Below are 17,442 nucleotides of genomic sequence, written 5' to 3'. Positions count from 1 at the left end.
TTAGTAGTCAAAAATAGGCTCGAGGGAGTCGTGAAAGAGAAGATCGATCGAGTGAGCTTATACGCGCTCGATCTGGACAAGCTGCTAAGAGAGAATGTGCCAAAATTAAAAAATGTATTAACGAATACAGTCGTTGAGTCCATTTGCGAAATTATCGATGAAATTGATGCAGCCCTGACCGATAAAAACCTGGACACCTCTGCAATCGCGGAGCTGAACACAGCGCGTGCCGAAGTGTTGGCAGGTTTACGAGCCGACATAGACAAGATTCGTTCCCAGTTCCGCATGGCCTCCAATACAGTGGAAAAAAAGACGACAGATCTGCGCAATGTTATTCTAACGGAACGTTTGAGCGAACAGCAGGAAGATGTACAACGGCAGAAAAACCAGTTGGAAAAAGATATTGTGGAACAAGACAAAAAAAAGCAGGAAAAAATTGCTGATCGGACCATCATAATTCAAAGCCAGAATATTATCCGTGAAAGAAATTTGGCGGATATATTCAAAGATTTTATTCCTAACGCCAGTGAACTGGAAAAATTGAATCTAACTAAGCCGGAGATAGCGGCTATTCAGCTGGCAGTAGAGACCTACAAAAAAATACTGGGAAATATCTCTGATGGAATAAAATATTCCAATTTAGCGGACGCCAGAATTCTGCTGAGCAATCAAATTACTCAGATCCTTCAAGAGATCGCCACTCTTAATGCTAAATTGGCATCAATAGAACAGCAGATTATGGATCTGTCAAATGTTGTGGAAATTGATGTGGAACGAGCAATTGCATTGAAAGAAAGTGATAATTTATTCGAGGCCTTGAGTATATTCCTCAATAAATTGACCGCCCTGTTCGAACAAGAAGTAAATACCCGGGATTTGAGTATTCTGTTACAAGAAAAAAAATTGTACTTGGAAAAGCTAGATAGGCAATATCGTCTTTCATGAAATCAAACAGCAACATCCTGTCCTGATCTTGATCTGATCTGATAAATACCTTTCATTTTCACAAAAGATAATTTGAATGAAAGCAAAATATCGATCTTGATCATGCCGTATCGCCAACTCCGGCAACTTGCCGAAGTTGGCGAACTCCAAAAAATAAAACTATTGCACAACGTACATATTGGCGATGGATGACCATGGGCCAAATCGCATTGCCGATAAATGCGGACCACCGGCTTTTGATTCAATATATAAATATTGGCACAATGGTTTTTCTGAAACTTTAAAGGACTGGCAGATGTCCATTCCACAACTCTCTAAAACCTCGTTTGATTGATACCATGCAAGACGCTCGTGCTCAATTGCTTGCCTGTATTCCCCGCCTGCGCCGCTATGCCCGTGCCTTGGTAGGAGGTATGGGTGCCGACGACCTGGTGCAGGATACGATTGAACGTGGCTTGGTAAAACTGCCATTGCGGCCATTTAGTGGCAACATGCGTGCCTGGCTGTTCAGCATCATGCATAACCTGCACATAGACCAAATCCGGAAAGCGCGGTTGCCGACCGAGGTATTTGACGATGACGCACCGGCATTATCCGTCGCAGCCGCACAAACGGATGGACTGGAAATACGTGATCTGGAATCAAGCCTGCGTCTGCTGCCGACCGAGCAGCGTGAAGTTCTGCTTCTGGTGGCATTGGAAGAAATGACTTACGACGAAGTCGCCGCCACCTTGCAAATCCCGCTGGGAACCGTCATGTCGCGACTGTCTCGTGCGCGCGAAAAAATGCGCGCCCTGATGGATGGCCGCACCGTCGTATCGCCATTGAAGGTAGTTAAATGAATCACTTACCTGTTACTGAAGCAGACTTGCATGCCTATGTGGATGGTTTGCTGCCGCAATCCAGAAGAGCGGAGATCGATTCGTATCTGGCGGCGAGGCCGGTCGAAGCAGAACGGATAAATGTCTACCGTGAACAGTCTGCCAGACTGCGCGCGCTGTTCGAACCAGTGCTGGATGAGCCGATACCGCCGCAACTGTCGACACTATCGGCACAGCCTGCGGCAGCGCACAGACAATTATGGCGCCTGCAACGCTACACCGCCGGTCTGGCCATCGCCCTTGCTGGTGGCGCGGCAGGATGGGGGCTGCACGGACAAACGCAATCCAGTCCGATGTTTTTGCCGTCGTCAGCTACGGCGCCGGCACCCGCCAGGAATGTGGCGGCACTGGCGCACCAGGCGGCAATCGCCCATGCCGTCTATAGCCCGGATGTGCGACGTCCGGTAGAGATCAGCGCGGATCAGGAAGAGCAGTTGGTTGCCTGGCTATCGAAACGCATCGGCACCCCGATTCGTCCACCCAGGCTCGGCAAACAGGGATACGAATTAATTGGCGGCCGCCTGTTGCCTGGAGAAAGCGGCCCGGTGGCCCAATTCATGTATCACGACGCCACAGGCCGTCGTCTCACCTTGTACGTCTCCACTGAACAGACCCACAACAAGGACACCGGCTTCCGCTTTGCGCAAGAAGGACCGATCAACGTTTTCTATTGGATTGACAGCAAGTTTGGCTATGCGCTGTCTGCAGGCATGGATAGAGGCGAACTTGCCCGTGTCGCCGGTGCTGTCTATGAACAGCTGGAGAAAACTGAATGAAACGGGTATCGCATGGATCTATGCGCAGGACCGCCTTGACACTCCAAAGGTTGCCGCTTACATTACTGACTCCAAAGTCAGTAAATATCCAGCCTGAGTAGACAATCCTAGCATTCATGAACTGCCCTTTCAGCTCCAAACCCCGTTGGGCCCGACGCAAAGAAGCACGTCCGCAGGAATTGCTGGCGGCCGCGCTGGATTTGTTCGTCGAACGCGGATTTGCCGCCACCCGGCTGGGCGATGTTGCGGCCCGGGCCGGCGTCTCCAAAGGAACGCTGTACCTGTACTTTGAGAACAAGGAAGAATTGTTCAAGGCGGTAGTGCGCGAAAACATGCTGCCGCTGCTGGATGAAGCTGACGACATCATTGGCAGCTACGACGGCTCCAGTGCCGATCTGTTCCGCCACATCATCCTGGTCTGGTGGGAGCGTATCGGCGCCACCAAACTGGCCGGGATTACCAAACTGATGATGGCCGAATCAGGTAATTTCCCCGAGCTGGCGGCCTTTCATCGCGAAGAAATCAGCATGCGCTGCGATGCCATGCTGGTGGGCCTGCTGCAGCGTGGCATCGAGCGTGGCGAATTTCGTGCGATCGATGTCCACCAGACCGCCAATGTACTGGTCGCACCGGTGATCATGCTGATGATGTGGCAGCAACCTCTCAATCCCTGCCACGTCGAAGCAGTCAACCCGGAAACTTATCTGAGCAGTTTTATCGACCTCTGCCTGCATGGCTTGCTGAGCAAGCCAATCCCGCAGCCAACCCGGCCAACACCTGTTCCAGCTGCTCAATGACTATGTCGAGACGCCATAAACGCTGGATCGTCATCGCTGTTGTCGGTATTGCAGCAGTGCTGGGGATGATTCTCATGGCGCAACGCAAGACACCCCCGCCGGCGCCGCAAAAAACCGCAGCAGCCACCCCTAGCCTGGAATTCCTGGAAAGCGATGTGATGCAGGTAGCGCCACACGATCTGCGTGAAGTGTTACCGCTTTCGGGCGCACTGCGCGCTGTCAATCAAGCCCAGGTCAAAGCCAGGGTCAGCGGCGAAGTAAGGGAAGTGCTGGTGAGAGAAGGTGCAAGCGTTACCAGCGGCCAGGTAATCGTCACGATGGACAGCAGCGATTATCAGGCACGTGTCAATCAAGCGCTGGGATCGCAAGTGGCGGCGCAAGGCCAGCTCGACATCGCCAGCAAGACCCGCGCCAACAACAAGATCCTGGTGGAAAAAGGCTTCATTTCGAAAAACGCCTTCGACAATGCCGCCAGCCAGTACGACATCGCCAAAGCCAACGTCGACTCTGCCGCCGGCGCGCTGGATGTAGCGCGCAAGGCGCTCTCGGATACGGTGATCCGGGCGCCGATCAACGGCTTGATCAGCCGCCGTTCGGTGGAGCCCGGCGAGAAGGTATCGCCCGACAACAACCTGCTTGAAATCGTCGATTTGCGGCAAATGGAAATGGCGGCAGCGGTGCCGACTTCGAACATCCTGAGCGTGGCATTGGGCCAGGAAGTCCGGTTGACGCTCGACGGATTGCCTACTCCTGTGATCGGCAAAGTAGCCCGCATCAATCCATCGACTGAAACCGGTTCGCGCTCGATCATGGTGTATATCCAGATCGATAATCCCCGGGGCTTGCTGCGGGCCGGAATGTTTGGCGAAGCGCAGCTGACCTTGTCGCGGAAAAACGGCGTGCTGACTGCACCGCAATCGGCAATCCAGAGCGACGCCAGCGACAACTATGTGTATCTCATAGAAAACGGCAAGGTTCATCGCCGCAGCGTCACTTTAGGGTTGCGCGGCAACGACGGCGATAGCAGCAATGCAGTGGAAATCCTGAGCGGCGTCAGCAATGGCGCCCGCATCGTCAAGGTTAATCTCGGCAACCTGCCGGATGGCGCCAGCGTCAAGGTACTTGCCGCCAAACCCGCCGGCAGCAAAGGCTAGGCCATGTGGTTCACGCGCATCAGCATTGGCAATCCGGTACTGGCCACCATGATGATGATGGCCTTTGTGGTGTTGGGGTTGTTCTCCTACGATCGGCTGCGGGTGGACCAGTTTCCGGATATCACGTTCCCGGTGGTGGTGGTGCAAACCTTGTATCCCGGCGCATCGCCGGAAACGGTGGAATCGGATGTCAGCCGCCCGATTGAAGAAGCGGTCAACACCATCAATGGCATCGACACCCTGACATCGCGCTCTTATGAAGGGCAGTCGGTGGTCATCGTTCAATTCAACCTGAATGTCGATCCGACCCAGGGGGCGCAAGACGTGCGCGAAAAAGTGGCCGCGGTCAAAGCCGCCTTCCGCAAGGAGATCAAGGAGCCGCTGATCACGCGCTACGATCCGGCGGATGCGCCGATTTTTTCGATCTCGGTCACCAACGATCCCAAGGCCAAGCCGCGCGACTTGCGCGAGCTGACCACCATCGCCGATCAAATCGTCAAGAAGCGTCTGGAGAATGTACGTGGCGTCGGTTCGGTGACGCTGGTGGGCGGCGTCAAGCGGCAAATCAATATCTACGTCAAACCGGTGGAGATGGAATCGCTGGGGATCGGGATCAATCAAGTCGAAGATGCCATCCGCAATGAAAACCAGGAACTGCCGACCGGTGCGATCCGCAGCGCCGACAGTGAAAAAGTGGTGCAAGTCCTGGGCAAATTCAAGGACCCGCAGCACTTCAACGATATCGTAGTGGCGATACGCGGCGGCCACAGTGTCAAGCTGTCGCAAATCGCTACCGTGGTCGATGGCCAGGAAGAGCAGGAAAACCTGGCGCTCTACAATGGCCAGCGCACCCTGGCGCTGGATATCCTGAAAGCGCAAGGACAAAACACGATCGAAGTGGCGGACGGCTTGATGCATGCCATGCAAGAGCTGCAAACCACTATCCAGACCCTGCATCCCGGCATCAAGATCCAGGCGATCCACGATGGCTCGCGGCAAATCCGGGTGGGCGTCCACAATGTCCGGCAAACCCTGCTGGAAGGCGCCGCACTGACGATCCTGATCGTATTCCTGTTCCTCAATTCATGGCGCTCGACCATCATCACCGGGCTGACTTTGCCGGTGGCGTTGATCGGCACGTTCCTGTTCATGAACGTGTTCGGCTTCACCATCAACATGATTACGCTGATGGCGCTGTCGCTGTGCGTCGGCTTGCTGATCGACGACGCTATCGTGGTGCGTGAAAATATCGTACGCCATGCGGGCATGAGGCTTGATGGCCACCCTGATGGACGCTTCAAGAGCCACAAACTGGCAGCGCTCGACGGCACCGCTGAAATCGGCCTGGCGGTATTGGCCACCACCTTTTCCATCGTCGCCGTGTTCTTGCCGGTCGGCTTCATGGGCGGCATCATAGGGCGCTTCTTCCACCAGTTCGGCATCACGGTGACGGCGGCGGTCTTGATCTCCATGTTTGTCTCGTTCACGCTGGATCCGATGCTGTCTTCCATCTGGCCCGATCCGGCACTGCATACCGACGAAACCGGCCACAAGCAGCGCCGTGGCATCTACGCCAACACCATCGGCCGTGTGCTGGAAGTGTTCGAGCGCCTGGTGCAATGGCTGTCGGACGGCTACCAGGTGCTGCTCAAGTGGTCTCTCGGGCATCGCAAAATGACGGTAGGCATTGCCATACTGGCCTTCGTCGCCGGCCTGGCGCTGCCGGCTGCCGGACTGGTCGGTACCGAATTTATTCCGAATGCCGATTACTCCGAAAGCGGCGTCACCTTCTATACGCCGGTTGGTTCTTCACTGGAGCTGACTGAGACCAAGGTCCATCAGGTCGAAAGCATCCTGCGCGAATTCCCCGAAGTGCAAGATATCTACACCACCGTCAATACCGGCGTATCGCAAGGTAAGAATTACGCCTCCATCTTTATCCGCCTGACCCCGCGCCAGCAGCGCAAACGCAGTAATGCCGAACTGACGCCGTTGCTGCGCGAGCGCCTGTCGCAGGTGGCCGGTATCACCGTGACCCAGGTTGGATCGCTGGCGGCGGCGGGCGGCGATAGCAAGCAAGTAAGGCTGAGCCTGCTCGGCCACGACCTGAAGGAACTGGAGCGCTTGTCGGCCGAAGCGCAACGCCGCATGCGTGCGGTGCCGGGCCTGGTCGATCTCGACTCCAGCCTGAAAGACAACAAACCCAACATCGCGGTGACGCCGAAACGCGATATCGGCGCCGACCTCGGTATCGGCGTGGCGCAAATCGGCAATGCCTTGCGGCCTTTGCTGGCGGGTGAGGCGGTCAGCAGCTGGCGCGGCCCGGACGATGAAAATTACGACGTCAACGTGCGCCTGGCGCCCTCTGACCGCAATGCCAGCGAGGATTTATCACGCCTGATGCTGGCCAGCACCCAGCTCAACAGCGATGGCTCGGCCAAGATGGTGCCGTTGCGCCAGGTCGCCGACATCACCGCTTCCACCGGTGCCAACCAGATCAACCGGCGCGATCTGAATCGCGAGATCGAGTTGTCGGCTGACGCTGTCGGCCGTTCCGCAGGCCAGGTCAATGCCGATGTCAAAACAGCGCTGGATGGCATGCACTGGCCCGCCGGCTATCGTTACCAGGTCGGAGGCACCACCAAAAGCATGCAAGAATCGTTTAACTACGCGTTGGCTGCCCTGGGGCTGGCGATCATTTTCATCTACATGATCCTGGCTTCGCAATTTGCCAGCTTCTTGCAGCCGCTGGCGATCATGTCGGCGCTGCCGCTGACCTTGATCGGGGTGTTCCTGTCGCTGATGATTTTCCGCTCGACCCTGAACATGTTTTCCATCATCGGTTTCATCATGCTGATGGGCCTGGTGACCAAGAATGCCATCTTGCTGGTCGATTTCGCCAACCAGGCGCGCAGAGCCGGCACCGAACGCGGTGCCGCCCTGCTGGAAGCGGCGCACGTCCGCCTGCGCCCTATCCTGATGACGACCTTGGCGATGGTGTTCGGCATGGTGCCGCTGGCCTTTGGCGTGGCCGAAGGCTCTGAACAGCGCGCCCCGATGGGACAGGCTGTCATCGGCGGAATTATCACTTCGTCACTATTGACGCTGGTGGTAGTGCCGGTGATCTATACCTATCTGGATGATTTTGGCAGTTGGGTCAAACGTAAATGGCGAGGTAATGCCGCAGTAACCGATGTCGATGATGATCAGGATCAGCAGCAGCAGCTGTCATGACACTTGCTTTGAGACCCGCCTTGAAAGCAATTATCGGCTGCGCAGCCTGGGATTGCTGTAGTTGCCGTACCGCGCAATAGGTTTTTGAGGGTGGCCTTTGATAGAATGAGCCCTTTATTTTCACTACCGAGCCTTAACCATGAATATCGAACAAGCCCGCTTCAACATGATCGAACAGCAAATTCGCCCTTGGAATGTGCTGGACCTGGACGTCCTGGAGCTGCTGACGGTAGTACGACGCGAAGAATTCGTCCCTGCCGCCTACAAGAGCCTGGCGTTTTCCGACACTGAAATCCCGTTGCCAGGCGGCGAAAGCATGCTGGCGCCTAAGGTTGAAGCACGTCTGCTGCAGGAAGCTGCCGTAAAGAAACATGAGCAAGTGCTGGAAATCGGCGCCGGCTCCGGTTACATGGCCGCGTTGCTGTGCTACAAGGCTCGCCATGTTACGACGGTTGAAATCGATCCAGAGCTGAAAACATTGGCGGCAAAGAACCTGGCTGCGTACGGCATTACCAATGTCGAGGTTGCACTTGGCAGCGGCGCCCAGGGTTGGGACCAAAGCGAAACCAAGAGCTACGACGTCATCGTGATCTCCGGTTCGCTCTCCACTTTGCCGGACGCTTTCCTGAAGCAGCTCAATGTCGGCGGCCGGATTGTGGCGATCCTCGGCGACGCACCCGTGATGACGGCACAAATCATTACCCGTACTGCGGACAGTAGCTACAGCACGCGCCATCTGTTTGAAACCGATGTCAAGCCGTTGCGTGACGCCGCTGTTCACTCCCATTTCAAGTTCTAAGCCAGCATATGCAACATCTCACAGCCTCAGAACTGGCCGCCTGGATCGCCGATCCGCAACGTCCGACGCCGTTGTTGCTGGACGTGCGCGAACCGTGGGAATACGAGACTTGCCACATAGATGCGGCGCGCCTGATGCCGATGCAAACAGTGCCCGCGCATCTGAATGACCTGGAAGAGGATCAGGCGATCGTCTGCATCTGTCATCACGGTGCGCGCAGCATGCAGGTCGCGGCATTTCTCGAGCGTCACGGATTTTCTGCCGTCAGCAACCTGACCGGCGGCGTCCATGCATGGGCGCAGCAGGTGGACCCGGGCATGCCGACCTACTAAGCATAGAGACATCGCTATCTAGATATATGCATCGACCTGCCGTTTTATTCCGGAGAATGTAATGCGCAATACCCTGATGGTTTCGTTGGCCGCTAGCGCATTGCTGGCCATGAATGCGCACGCAGTCGATCTGGTACAGACGTATCAGCAAGCGTTGGCCAATGATCCCACGTATACCAGCGCGCGCTATGCGCTGAGCGCCAGCAACGAAGCTGGCGTACAGGGGCGCGCCGTCCTGTTGCCGACGGTCGGCTTCGGCGGCAATTACAGCCGCGCCGGAGAATCCTGGAAGACCATCACCAACAATTACAACTTGCAGCTTACCCAGCCGTTGTTTCGTCCGGCCTATTGGCAGCAATACCAGGAAGGCAAATTATCGGTGGCCGCCGGTGAAGTCCGCTTTGCCCAGGCTGAACAGGATTTGATATTGCGTGTCAGCCAGGCTTATTTCGACATCTTGACAGCGCAAGACGTTTTGGCATCTCTGCAAGCCCAGGAAAGTGCGATTGCCGAGCAGCTGGCTTCCGCCAAACGCAATTTCGACGTCGGCACCGCTACCATTACCGATACCAACGAGGCGCAAGCCAGCTACGATCTGGTGATAGCGCAGGAAATCGCGGCCAAAAACAATCTGGAAGTCGCCCGCAACGTGCTGCAACAGATTATCGGCAAGCCGCCGGCGCCGCTGGCGACTTTGCGCCCCGGTGTCCAGCTGAGCACACCGCAACCGGCTGCGATTGAAACCTGGGTCAGCAGCGCCGAGCAACAGAATTTCGGTGTAATCGGCCAGGAAATTGCGCTGGATACCGCGAAGCATGAAATCAAGAAAAGCCGTGCCGGCCATCTGCCTACGGTCGATCTGGTGGCCAGCCGTTCGCACTCCGATGTCAGCGGCAGCCCTGTTCCTTTTTACAATATCTCGCAAATGTCCAACTCGATCGGCGTGCAATGGACCATTCCGTTGTATGCCGGCGGCGCTGTCAACAGTAGTGTGCGGCAGGCGGTGGCATTAGAAAACAAGGCGCGCTCCGATCTTGAAAATGCGCGCAGGACTGCGGCGCTGAATGCGCGCCAGGCCTATGTCGGCGTCAGCAGCGGTTTAGCTCAGATCAAGGCGTTGGAGGCTGCCGAGATTTCCAGCCAGTCATCGCTGGATTCGAATCGGCTGGGTTATCAGGTTGGCGTGCGCATCAATATCGACGTACTGAACGCGCAACAGCAGCTGTATTCCACCCGCAGGGATTTGGCAAAGGCGCGTTACGACACGCTGATGAATAGCCTGAAACTCAAGTCCGCAGTGGGGACATTGAAAGAAGAAGACCTGCAGCAAATCAATGGCATGCTGGTGCCGGCGGTATACTAAGGACAGCTCGAATAACCCTGTTACGTCATTGGCGACCCCGTCTCGGCGACCCCGTCTCGGCGACCCCGTCTCGGCGACCCCGTCTCGGCGACCCCGTCATTCCCGCGAACGCGGGAATCCATTTTAATCACCATGTTCTGCAACATGGATTTCCGCGTTCGCGGGAATGACGGAGTTTTCAGAGCTCGCCTTAAATCAAACTTCGTTGTTTTTGAGCATGAACGGCGAAGTCTTGAACATGTGGATGCAGTTATCGACCACTTTCGAAGCATGTTCCGCGAGATCGAAGCTGTGCGGACTGAAGGTCCAGTTGCTCAATATGCCAACCAGCAGCCCCTGCACCATGACCGCAGCCAGGACCGGGTCCAGTTCGCGCGGCAACTGCCCTTTTGCAACTGCAAATCGCAGCAGACGCTCTACATCGGTACGGCCCTGCAAGAAACATTCGTGCTGACGGATAAAAATAGGATCTTCCGGATCAACCAGTTCGCACTTGTGAAAAACGATCTCAAACACCTTGCGCGACTGCGAATTCAGCGTCGCTTCCTGCAAGGCAAACAAACATCTGTTGCGAAATTGGTTTAAAGGATCGTACGCATTTTCGTCGGCGGCCTTTTCAATCATCGCTTCCATCGGCAAGCGCACCCGCTCGCACATGGCATCGAATAAATCGCTCTTGTTCTTGAAGTGCCAATAGATAGCGCCACGCGTTACGTCAGCGGCAGCGGCAACATCGGCCAGCGTGGTACGCGATACGCCGTTCTGGTGAAACACCTCCGCGGCGGCATCAAGGATGCGGCCACGGGTTTCCAGTGCTTCTTCTTTTGTACTTCTAGCCATTTTGAGCCGACCTCCAAACTGATACGGTGCTGTGCATGTTCGTTGTGCATTCGCAGCAAATAATGAAACAACAACAAAGCGCAACATATGCACGGCACATACATTCGTGCATGTATGTATAATAGCAGCATTCCGGCTGTTCCACCCGCTTTCTGGCAATGCATCCGGTGCAATAAAGCAATTAGTTATATATCCTATGTCAATTCCAGAAGCAGAGTTACCTGTCAGATTTGCAGTCTTTCCCAGACTTTCTTCAATTACCGTGCGAGAATTTTATGAATTCAGTTAGCTCCATCAATCGTCTCACGCGTATCACCCTGGCTATCGCGGTCTTGTCCGCTGTCGCCGCCTGCGGCAAAAAGCCTGACGCCAAAGGCGCGCCTCCGCCAGCCGGTGTTTCCGTCATCACTATCGCGCCAGAACGCCTGGCGCTCACAACTGAATTGCCTGGCCGGCTGGAAGCCACCCGTATCGCCCAGATCGGCGCACGTGCAGCCGGCATCGTGCTCAAGCGTGACTTCCGCGAAGGCAGCGATGTGAAAGCTGGTCAGGTTTTGTATCAGATTGATCCGGCGCCATTGCGAGCCGCTTACGACAGCGCGCAAGCAACATTGGCTAGAGCCGAAGCGAACCTGACTACTGCAACGCTGAAAGCACAACGCTACAAGCCACTGGTGGAAGTCAACGCGGTCAGCAAGCAAGAGTACGACGACACCGTTGCCGCGCAGAAGCAAGCTGCGGCAGATGTTGCATCGGCCAAGGCTGCGCGCCAGACCGCTAGCCTCAATCTCGGTTATGCGACTGTGACCTCGCCAATTTCCGGCCGCATCGGCAAGGCATTGGTTACCGAGGGTGCACTGGTAGGCCAGGGTGAAGTGACTCAACTGGCAGTCGTACAGCAAATCGATCCGATCTACGTCAACCTGACCCAGTCCAGCACTGACATTCTCAAATTGCAGCAAGCGATGAAAAGCGGCCAGTTGCAAAGCGCCGGTCAAGGCCAGGCTAAGGTGACGCTGGTAACCGAAGATGGCCGCCCGTATCCGCAATCGGGCAAATTGCTGTTTTCCGATTTGACGGTCGACCCTACCACCGGTTCTGTTACCCTGCGCGCCGAATTTCCGAATCCCGACCGCAGCCTGTTGCCCGGCATGTATGTACGCGCAAAACTGGAACAAGCAGTGAATACCGCGGCCCTGACAGTACCGCAACAAGCAGTCCAGCGCGACCTCAACGGTTCTTCTGTGTTTGTGGTCGGCGCTGGCAACAAGGTGGAAGTACGGTCGGTAAAAGCCGATACGGCACAGGGTGACAAATGGATCGTTACCGATGGTTTGAAGAGCGGCGATAAAGTGATCGTCGATGGTTTGCAAAAAGTCAAACCGGGCGCGGTGGTTAATCCGTCGCCATGGAATTCGACTGCTGCAGCCGCACCAGCAGCTGCAAGCACCGGCGCCAGCGCCGCCGCAGCTGCCTCAACTGCTAAATAAGGAGCCTATTAATGGGCAAGTTTTTCATCGACCGCCCCGTATTTGCGTGGGTGCTCGCCATCTTCATCCTGCTCGGGGGTGCTTTGGCGATCACGCAATTACCGGTGGCGCAGTATCCTTCGATTGCACCGCCAACGATTGTCGTTAGCGCATCATACCCAGGCGCTACCGCGCAAACTATTGACGATAGCGTTACCAGCCTGATCGAACAGGAAATGAACGGCGCCGACGGCTTGCAATACATCGAGTCGCAAAGCCAGGCCGACGGTTCGGTAGCTATCACCGTTACGTTTACACCGGAAACCAATGCCGACCTGGCAGCGGTGGACGTGCAAAACCGTTTGAAACGGGTTGAGGCACGCCTGCCGGCGGTGGTGACGAAAAACGGTGTGCAAGTCACCAAATCGCGTAGTAACTTCCTGATGTTTATCGGTCTTTCATCGACCGATGGCAAGCTTGATCCGATCGCGCTGGGTGACTATTTGTCACGCAACGTGCTCAATGAAATCAAACGCGTGCCAGGCGTCGGCCAGGCGCAGCTGTTCGGTACTGAACGCGCCATGCGGATCTGGATCGATCCAGTCAAACTGGTTGGCCTCAGCCTGACGCCTGCCGATGTGACGGCGGCAATCACAGCGCAAAATGCACTGGTCGCCGGCGGTACGCTTGGCGATCTGCCTAGCCCCGGGACACAGCAGATTTCTGCAACCGTGGTGGCAACCGGGCAACTGACTACCGTCGAACAGTTCGGCAATATCCAGTTGCGCGCCAATGCGAACGGTTCGATCGTGCGTCTGCGCGACGTCGCTCGTATCGAAATCGGCGGGCAGTCATATGCGACTGCCGGCCGGCTCGACGGCAAACCGACGTCCTTCGTCGGCGTGCAATTGTCGCCAACCGCCAACGCGCTGGGCACTGCTACCGCAGTCCACGCCAAGATGGCAGAACTGTCTAAGTACTTCCCTGCCGGCGTGACATACACCATTCCTTACGATACCTCGAAATTCGTCAAGATTTCGATCGAAGAAGTGGTCAAGACCTTGGTAGAGGCAATCATCCTGGTGTTCCTGGTGATGTACCTGTTCCTGCAAAACATCCGCTATACCTTGATTCCGACGCTGGTCGTACCGGTCGCGCTGATGGGTACTTTCGCCACCTTGCTGCTGTTTGGCTTCTCGATCAACGTGCTGACCATGTTCGGTATGGTGCTGGCGATCGGTATCCTGATTGACGATGCGATCGTGGTGGTGGAAAACGTCGAGCGCATCATGAGCGAAGAAGGCTTGTCGCCGCGCGATGCAACCCGCAAGGCGATGGGCCAGATTACCGGCGCACTGATCGGTATCACCCTGGTGCTGATCGCGGTGTTCATCCCGATGGCATTCTTTAGCGGTGCGGTTGGCGCCATCTATCGTCAGTTCTCGCTGTCGATGGTAGCTTCGATGGTGTTCTCGGTATTGATGGCATTTACGCTGACGCCGGCGCTGTGCGCCACTATCCTGAAACCGGTGGAAGCAGGACATCACCATGAGAAAACAGGGTTCTTCGGCTGGTTCAACCGCAAGTTCAACGCTACCACCAACAGTTATCAAGGCTTTGTCGCCAAGATGCTGACCAAGACCGGGCGCTACCTGTTCATCTATGGCGGGATTCTGGTGTGCGTCGGCTTGCTGTATGCACGCTTGCCAGCATCGTTCCTGCCGGCTGAAGATCAGGGCTACATCATCACCAACGTCCAATTGCCTGCCGGCGCCAGCAGCAACCGTACCCTGGAAGTGATCAAGACGATTGAAGACTATTACGCGAAATTGCCTGGTGTCGCCCACGTGGTTGCCATTACCGGTTTCAGTTTCTCCGGTAACGGTCAGAATGCCGGTCTGGTATTCACACCGCTCAAGGACTGGAGCGAACGTGGTCCGGATCAGTCCGCCGACGCGATTGCAGGCAAGGCATTCGGTGTGTTCTCGCAGATCAAGGACGCCATCGTCTATCCGCTGAACCCGCCGCCGATCCCTGAACTGGGTAACGCCACCGGCTTTACCTTCCGCCTGCAAGACCGTTCGGGGCAAGGACATGCGGCATTGACTGCAGCACGTAACCAATTGCTCGGCATGGCTTCGCAAAGCAAGATCCTGGCTGGTGTCCGACCTGAAGGCCTGGAAGATTCACCGCAGTTGCAACTGGAAATCGACCGCGACAAGGCCGATGCGCTGGGCGTATCGTTTAGCGCCATCAACAGCACGCTGTCGACCGCGCTCGGTTCTTCCTACGTGAATGACTTCCCTAACCAGGGCCGTCAACAACGGGTGATTGTGCAGGCCGACGCACCGCAGCGGCTGCAACCGGAAGACCTGGCCAGGTTGTATGTCAAGAACACCCAAGGAACCATGGTGCCGTTCTCGTCATTCACCACCTCGCGCTGGATCAAAGGCCCGGTACAACTGTCACGTTATAACGGCTATCCGGCGATGAAAATCTCCGGCGGCGCAGCACCTGGCCATAGCACCGGCGAAGCAATGGATGAGATGGAAGCACTGACTGCGAAACTCCCTCCTGGCTTCGGCTTTGAATGGACCGGCCAGTCGCTGGAAGAAAAGACTTCCGGCGCGCAAGCACCGTTGCTCTACGCATTGTCGCTGCTGGCGGTGTTCCTGGTGTTGGCAGCCTTGTACGAAAGTACTTCCATCCCGCTGGCGGTGATGCTGGTGGTGCCGCTGGGTATTCTCGGCGCGTTGCTGGGCGTAACCTTGCGCGGCATGCCTAACGACGTCTACTTCAAGGTGGGGATGATTACCGTGGTCGGTTTGTCGGCGAAGAACGCGATTCTGATTATCGAATTCGCGAAAGACCTGCAGGCGCAAGGCAAGGGTCTGATCGAAGCAACGCTGGAAGCGGTGCATCTGCGGTTCCGACCGATTCTGATGACCTCGTTCGCGTTCATCCTGGGCGTGTTGCCGCTGGCAATCAAGACCGGCGCCGGCTCAGGCAGCCAACGCGCAATCGGTACCGGCGTGATGGGCGGCATGATCACAGCGACAGCCTTGGCGGTATTCCTGGTGCCGGTGTTCTTCGTGGTGGTACGCAAGATCTTCAAAGGCAGCGAACGCCAACGCAAGCTGCATGCGGCCGGTCAGAAAATAGATTTGGAGAATCAGCATGTTTAATATGGCATCTACGGCGACGGCAATTACGGCGTACTTACCCAAGCAACTGACTGGCGCCCTGCTGTTGGCAGGGGTCCTCTCAGGTTGCACCATGGCGCCGACCTACGTACGGCCGGAAGCGCCGGTGGCCGGCAGCTATCCGGCTGCTGCCGGCGGCCAGGCGCAACTGGATGCGGCGGCGCTCGGCTGGCGCCAGTTTTTCCCTGACCAACGCCTGCAGGCGCTGATCGCGTCGGCGCTTGAAAACAACCGCGACCTGCGCACTGCAGCTCTGAACATCGAGCAAGCGCGTGCCCAGTACGACATCACCGCGTCTGATGCACTGCCACACTTGAACGGCAACTTCAGCCGCACTCGCGGTCGTACTGCTGCCGATCAATTGGTTCCAGGCCAGCCTGCTGTCGGCACTGCCTATTCGGTGGGGTTGAACATGACCTCGTTCGAACTGGACTTCTTTGGCCGCGTCCGCAGCTTGAAAGATGCCGCGCTGGCCAGCTACCTGGCGACCGAGGAAGCACGTCAGGCAGCGCAAATCAGCCTGATTTCGCAGGTTGCGCAAGCGTACCTGACCGAGCAGTCGTTCGCCGAACAGCAACGGTTGGCGCAACAAACCCTGGATAGCCGGCTAGACGACTACAAGCGGGACAAGCTGCGCTTTGATGTCGGCGCATCGTCCGAGCTTGATCTGCGCAATTCCGAAACATTGGTGCAAGCGGCCCGCGTGTCGTTGACTACGCTGGTGCGCCAGCGCGGCCAGGCCACCAACGCACTGGAACTGCTGGTGGGCAAGCCATTAGGCGAGCTGCCGGCGCCGAAATCGCTGTCGGATGAACAAATCGTCACTGACATTCCGGCCGGCCTGCCTTCCGATCTGCTGAACCGCCGTCCTGACATCCGTGAAGCAGAACAGCAACTGCGCTCCGCCAATGCCAACATCGGTGCGGCGCGTGCAGCCTTCTTCCCGACTATTTCGCTGACGGCCGGAATCGGCAATTCCAGCACATCGCTCGGCAACCTGTTCTCGGCAGGTAGCCGTACCTGGTCGTTCGTGCCGCAGTTGACCTTGCCGATTTTCGAGGGTGGACGCAACCGCGCCAATCTGTCGCTGAGCGAGATCCGCAAGAATCTGGCGATCGCCAACTACGAGAAAACCATACAGAGCGCATTCAGGGAAGTTTCCGATGCGCTGGTTGCCCGTGGCACGCTGGAAGATCAGCTGGCAGCGCAGGATGCTTTCGTCAAAGCGCAGGAACAACGGGTAAAGCTGACCGATCTGCGTTACAAGAATGGCATCGCCAGTTCCACCGATCGCCTCAACGCGGAGCGTGATCTGTTCTCTGCACAGCAGGCGCTGATCCAGACGCGGCAATTGCGTTTGAATAACGCGATTGATCTGTATCGTTCGTTGGGTGGCGGGTTGAATGAAAATACGGTGACAGCTAAATCGTAATTCCTTATCGCGTCAATCTGAGCAATAAAAACGCCGCACTTGTGCGGTAATGCCGTTCAGTTAAGACGCCAGAGATATCTCCCTCATGCGTCGTTCCCGCGAACGCGGGAATCCATTTTCATTGTTTCACTCGGTAATTTGGATCCCCGCGTTCGCGGGGATGACGGAGCCGCCGTGGCGGCTGGCCACGTCATATCACTTAACTGAACGGCATTGC

The 17,442-nt window shown here is 56.3% G+C and carries 13 protein-coding genes; 12 read left to right on the top strand and 1 reads right to left on the bottom strand.

Translation table 11 applies throughout. The annotated features are described in order from the left end of the window. The first annotated feature begins 30 nt into the window (after window positions 1-30). The 9 genes from KHU29_RS22320 (at window position 31) to KHU29_RS05905 (ending at window position 10,281) form a co-directional block, all read left to right on the top strand. On the top strand, window positions 31-945 hold the full coding sequence (locus KHU29_RS22320) for an alpha-xenorhabdolysin family binary toxin subunit B (RefSeq protein ID WP_211451782.1): 915 nt from the start codon (window positions 31-33) through the stop codon (window positions 943-945). Window positions 946-1,283: 338 nt separating this feature from the next. Next, the gene (locus tag KHU29_RS05940; protein ID WP_211451781.1) at window positions 1,284-1,787 is read left to right on the top strand and encodes an RNA polymerase sigma factor; all 504 of its coding nucleotides are present in this window, start codon (window positions 1,284-1,286) and stop codon (window positions 1,785-1,787) included. Beyond that, window positions 1,784-2,602, top strand: coding sequence for an anti-sigma factor family protein (locus tag KHU29_RS05935; RefSeq protein WP_211451779.1), 819 nt, complete (start codon window positions 1,784-1,786; stop codon window positions 2,600-2,602). Before KHU29_RS05940 ends, KHU29_RS05935 begins: the two co-directional genes overlap by 4 nt. Window positions 2,603-2,718: 116 nt before the next feature. Further along, complete coding sequence (locus tag KHU29_RS05930; protein ID WP_211451777.1) at window positions 2,719-3,399, top strand: TetR/AcrR family transcriptional regulator; 681 nt, start codon at window positions 2,719-2,721, stop codon at window positions 3,397-3,399. Beyond that, on the top strand, window positions 3,396-4,553 hold the full coding sequence (locus KHU29_RS05925) for an efflux RND transporter periplasmic adaptor subunit (protein ID WP_211451776.1): 1,158 nt from the start codon (window positions 3,396-3,398) through the stop codon (window positions 4,551-4,553). The genes KHU29_RS05930 and KHU29_RS05925 overlap by 4 nt, the downstream gene beginning before the upstream one ends. A gap of 3 nt (window positions 4,554-4,556) precedes the next feature. Further along, a complete protein-coding gene (locus KHU29_RS05920; protein WP_211451774.1) occupies window positions 4,557-7,787 on the top strand; it encodes an efflux RND transporter permease subunit in 3,231 nt (1,076 codons plus the stop codon). A gap of 139 nt (window positions 7,788-7,926) precedes the next feature. Next, window positions 7,927-8,586 carry a protein-L-isoaspartate O-methyltransferase family protein gene (locus KHU29_RS05915; protein WP_211451772.1) on the top strand — a complete coding sequence of 220 codons (660 nt, stop codon included), beginning with the start codon at window positions 7,927-7,929 and terminating at the stop codon, window positions 8,584-8,586. 8 nt (window positions 8,587-8,594) lie between these two features. Then, entirely contained in the window at window positions 8,595-8,918 is a 324-nt protein-coding gene (locus KHU29_RS05910) for a rhodanese-like domain-containing protein (RefSeq protein WP_211451771.1), read from the top strand. A gap of 61 nt (window positions 8,919-8,979) precedes the next feature. Then, entirely contained in the window at window positions 8,980-10,281 is a 1,302-nt protein-coding gene (locus tag KHU29_RS05905; protein ID WP_211451770.1) for a TolC family outer membrane protein, read from the top strand. 195 nt (window positions 10,282-10,476) lie between these two features. Here the strand turns inward: KHU29_RS05905 and KHU29_RS05900 are convergent, their stop codons facing one another. Then, the gene (locus KHU29_RS05900; protein ID WP_211451769.1) at window positions 10,477-11,121 is read right to left on the bottom strand and encodes a TetR family transcriptional regulator; all 645 of its coding nucleotides are present in this window, start codon (window positions 11,119-11,121) and stop codon (window positions 10,477-10,479) included. Window positions 11,122-11,396: 275 nt separating this feature from the next. Here KHU29_RS05900 and KHU29_RS05895 point away from each other — a divergent pair, with 275 nt between their 5' ends. Genes KHU29_RS05895 through KHU29_RS05885 form a run of 3 tightly spaced genes read left to right on the top strand, consistent with a single transcriptional unit; the run spans window position 11,397 to window position 17,225 of the window. Next, on the top strand, window positions 11,397-12,611 hold the full coding sequence (locus tag KHU29_RS05895; RefSeq protein ID WP_211451768.1) for an efflux RND transporter periplasmic adaptor subunit: 1,215 nt from the start codon (window positions 11,397-11,399) through the stop codon (window positions 12,609-12,611). An 11-nt stretch (window positions 12,612-12,622) separates the two neighbouring features. Further along, entirely contained in the window at window positions 12,623-15,775 is a 3,153-nt protein-coding gene (locus KHU29_RS05890) for an efflux RND transporter permease subunit (protein WP_211451767.1), read from the top strand. Continuing rightward, the gene (locus tag KHU29_RS05885; RefSeq protein ID WP_425514449.1) at window positions 15,768-17,225 is read left to right on the top strand and encodes an efflux transporter outer membrane subunit; all 1,458 of its coding nucleotides are present in this window, start codon (window positions 15,768-15,770) and stop codon (window positions 17,223-17,225) included. Before KHU29_RS05890 ends, KHU29_RS05885 begins: the two co-directional genes overlap by 8 nt. Window positions 17,226-17,442 lie beyond the last annotated feature (217 nt).

The sequence above is a fragment of the Collimonas antrihumi genome, from assembly GCF_018304965.1.
GTDB classification, from domain to species: domain Bacteria; phylum Pseudomonadota; class Gammaproteobacteria; order Burkholderiales; family Burkholderiaceae_D; genus Collimonas; species Collimonas antrihumi.
This window is presented reverse-complemented; position numbering and strand designations above follow the sequence as displayed.

Bases quoted from the DNA above. Each gene is read 5' to 3' on its own strand.
- KHU29_RS05940 (WP_211451781.1), top strand. From the start codon at position 1,284: ATGCAAGACGCTCGTGCTCAATTGCTTGCCTGTATTCCCCGCCTGCGC.
- KHU29_RS05935 (WP_211451779.1), top strand. From the start codon at position 1,784: ATGAATCACTTACCTGTTACTGAAGCAGACTTGCATGCCTATGTGGAT.
- KHU29_RS05930 (WP_211451777.1), top strand. From the start codon at position 2,719: ATGAACTGCCCTTTCAGCTCCAAACCCCGTTGGGCCCGACGCAAAGAA.
- KHU29_RS05925 (WP_211451776.1), top strand. From the start codon at position 3,396: ATGACTATGTCGAGACGCCATAAACGCTGGATCGTCATCGCTGTTGTC.
- KHU29_RS05920 (WP_211451774.1), top strand. From the start codon at position 4,557: ATGTGGTTCACGCGCATCAGCATTGGCAATCCGGTACTGGCCACCATG.
- KHU29_RS05915 (WP_211451772.1), top strand. From the start codon at position 7,927: ATGAATATCGAACAAGCCCGCTTCAACATGATCGAACAGCAAATTCGC.
- KHU29_RS05910 (WP_211451771.1), top strand. From the start codon at position 8,595: ATGCAACATCTCACAGCCTCAGAACTGGCCGCCTGGATCGCCGATCCG.
- KHU29_RS05905 (WP_211451770.1), top strand. From the start codon at position 8,980: ATGCGCAATACCCTGATGGTTTCGTTGGCCGCTAGCGCATTGCTGGCC.
- KHU29_RS05900 (WP_211451769.1), bottom strand. From the start codon at position 11,121: ATGGCTAGAAGTACAAAAGAAGAAGCACTGGAAACCCGTGGCCGCATC.
- KHU29_RS05895 (WP_211451768.1), top strand. From the start codon at position 11,397: ATGAATTCAGTTAGCTCCATCAATCGTCTCACGCGTATCACCCTGGCT.
- KHU29_RS05890 (WP_211451767.1), top strand. From the start codon at position 12,623: ATGGGCAAGTTTTTCATCGACCGCCCCGTATTTGCGTGGGTGCTCGCC.
- KHU29_RS05885 (WP_425514449.1), top strand. From the start codon at position 15,768: ATGTTTAATATGGCATCTACGGCGACGGCAATTACGGCGTACTTACCC.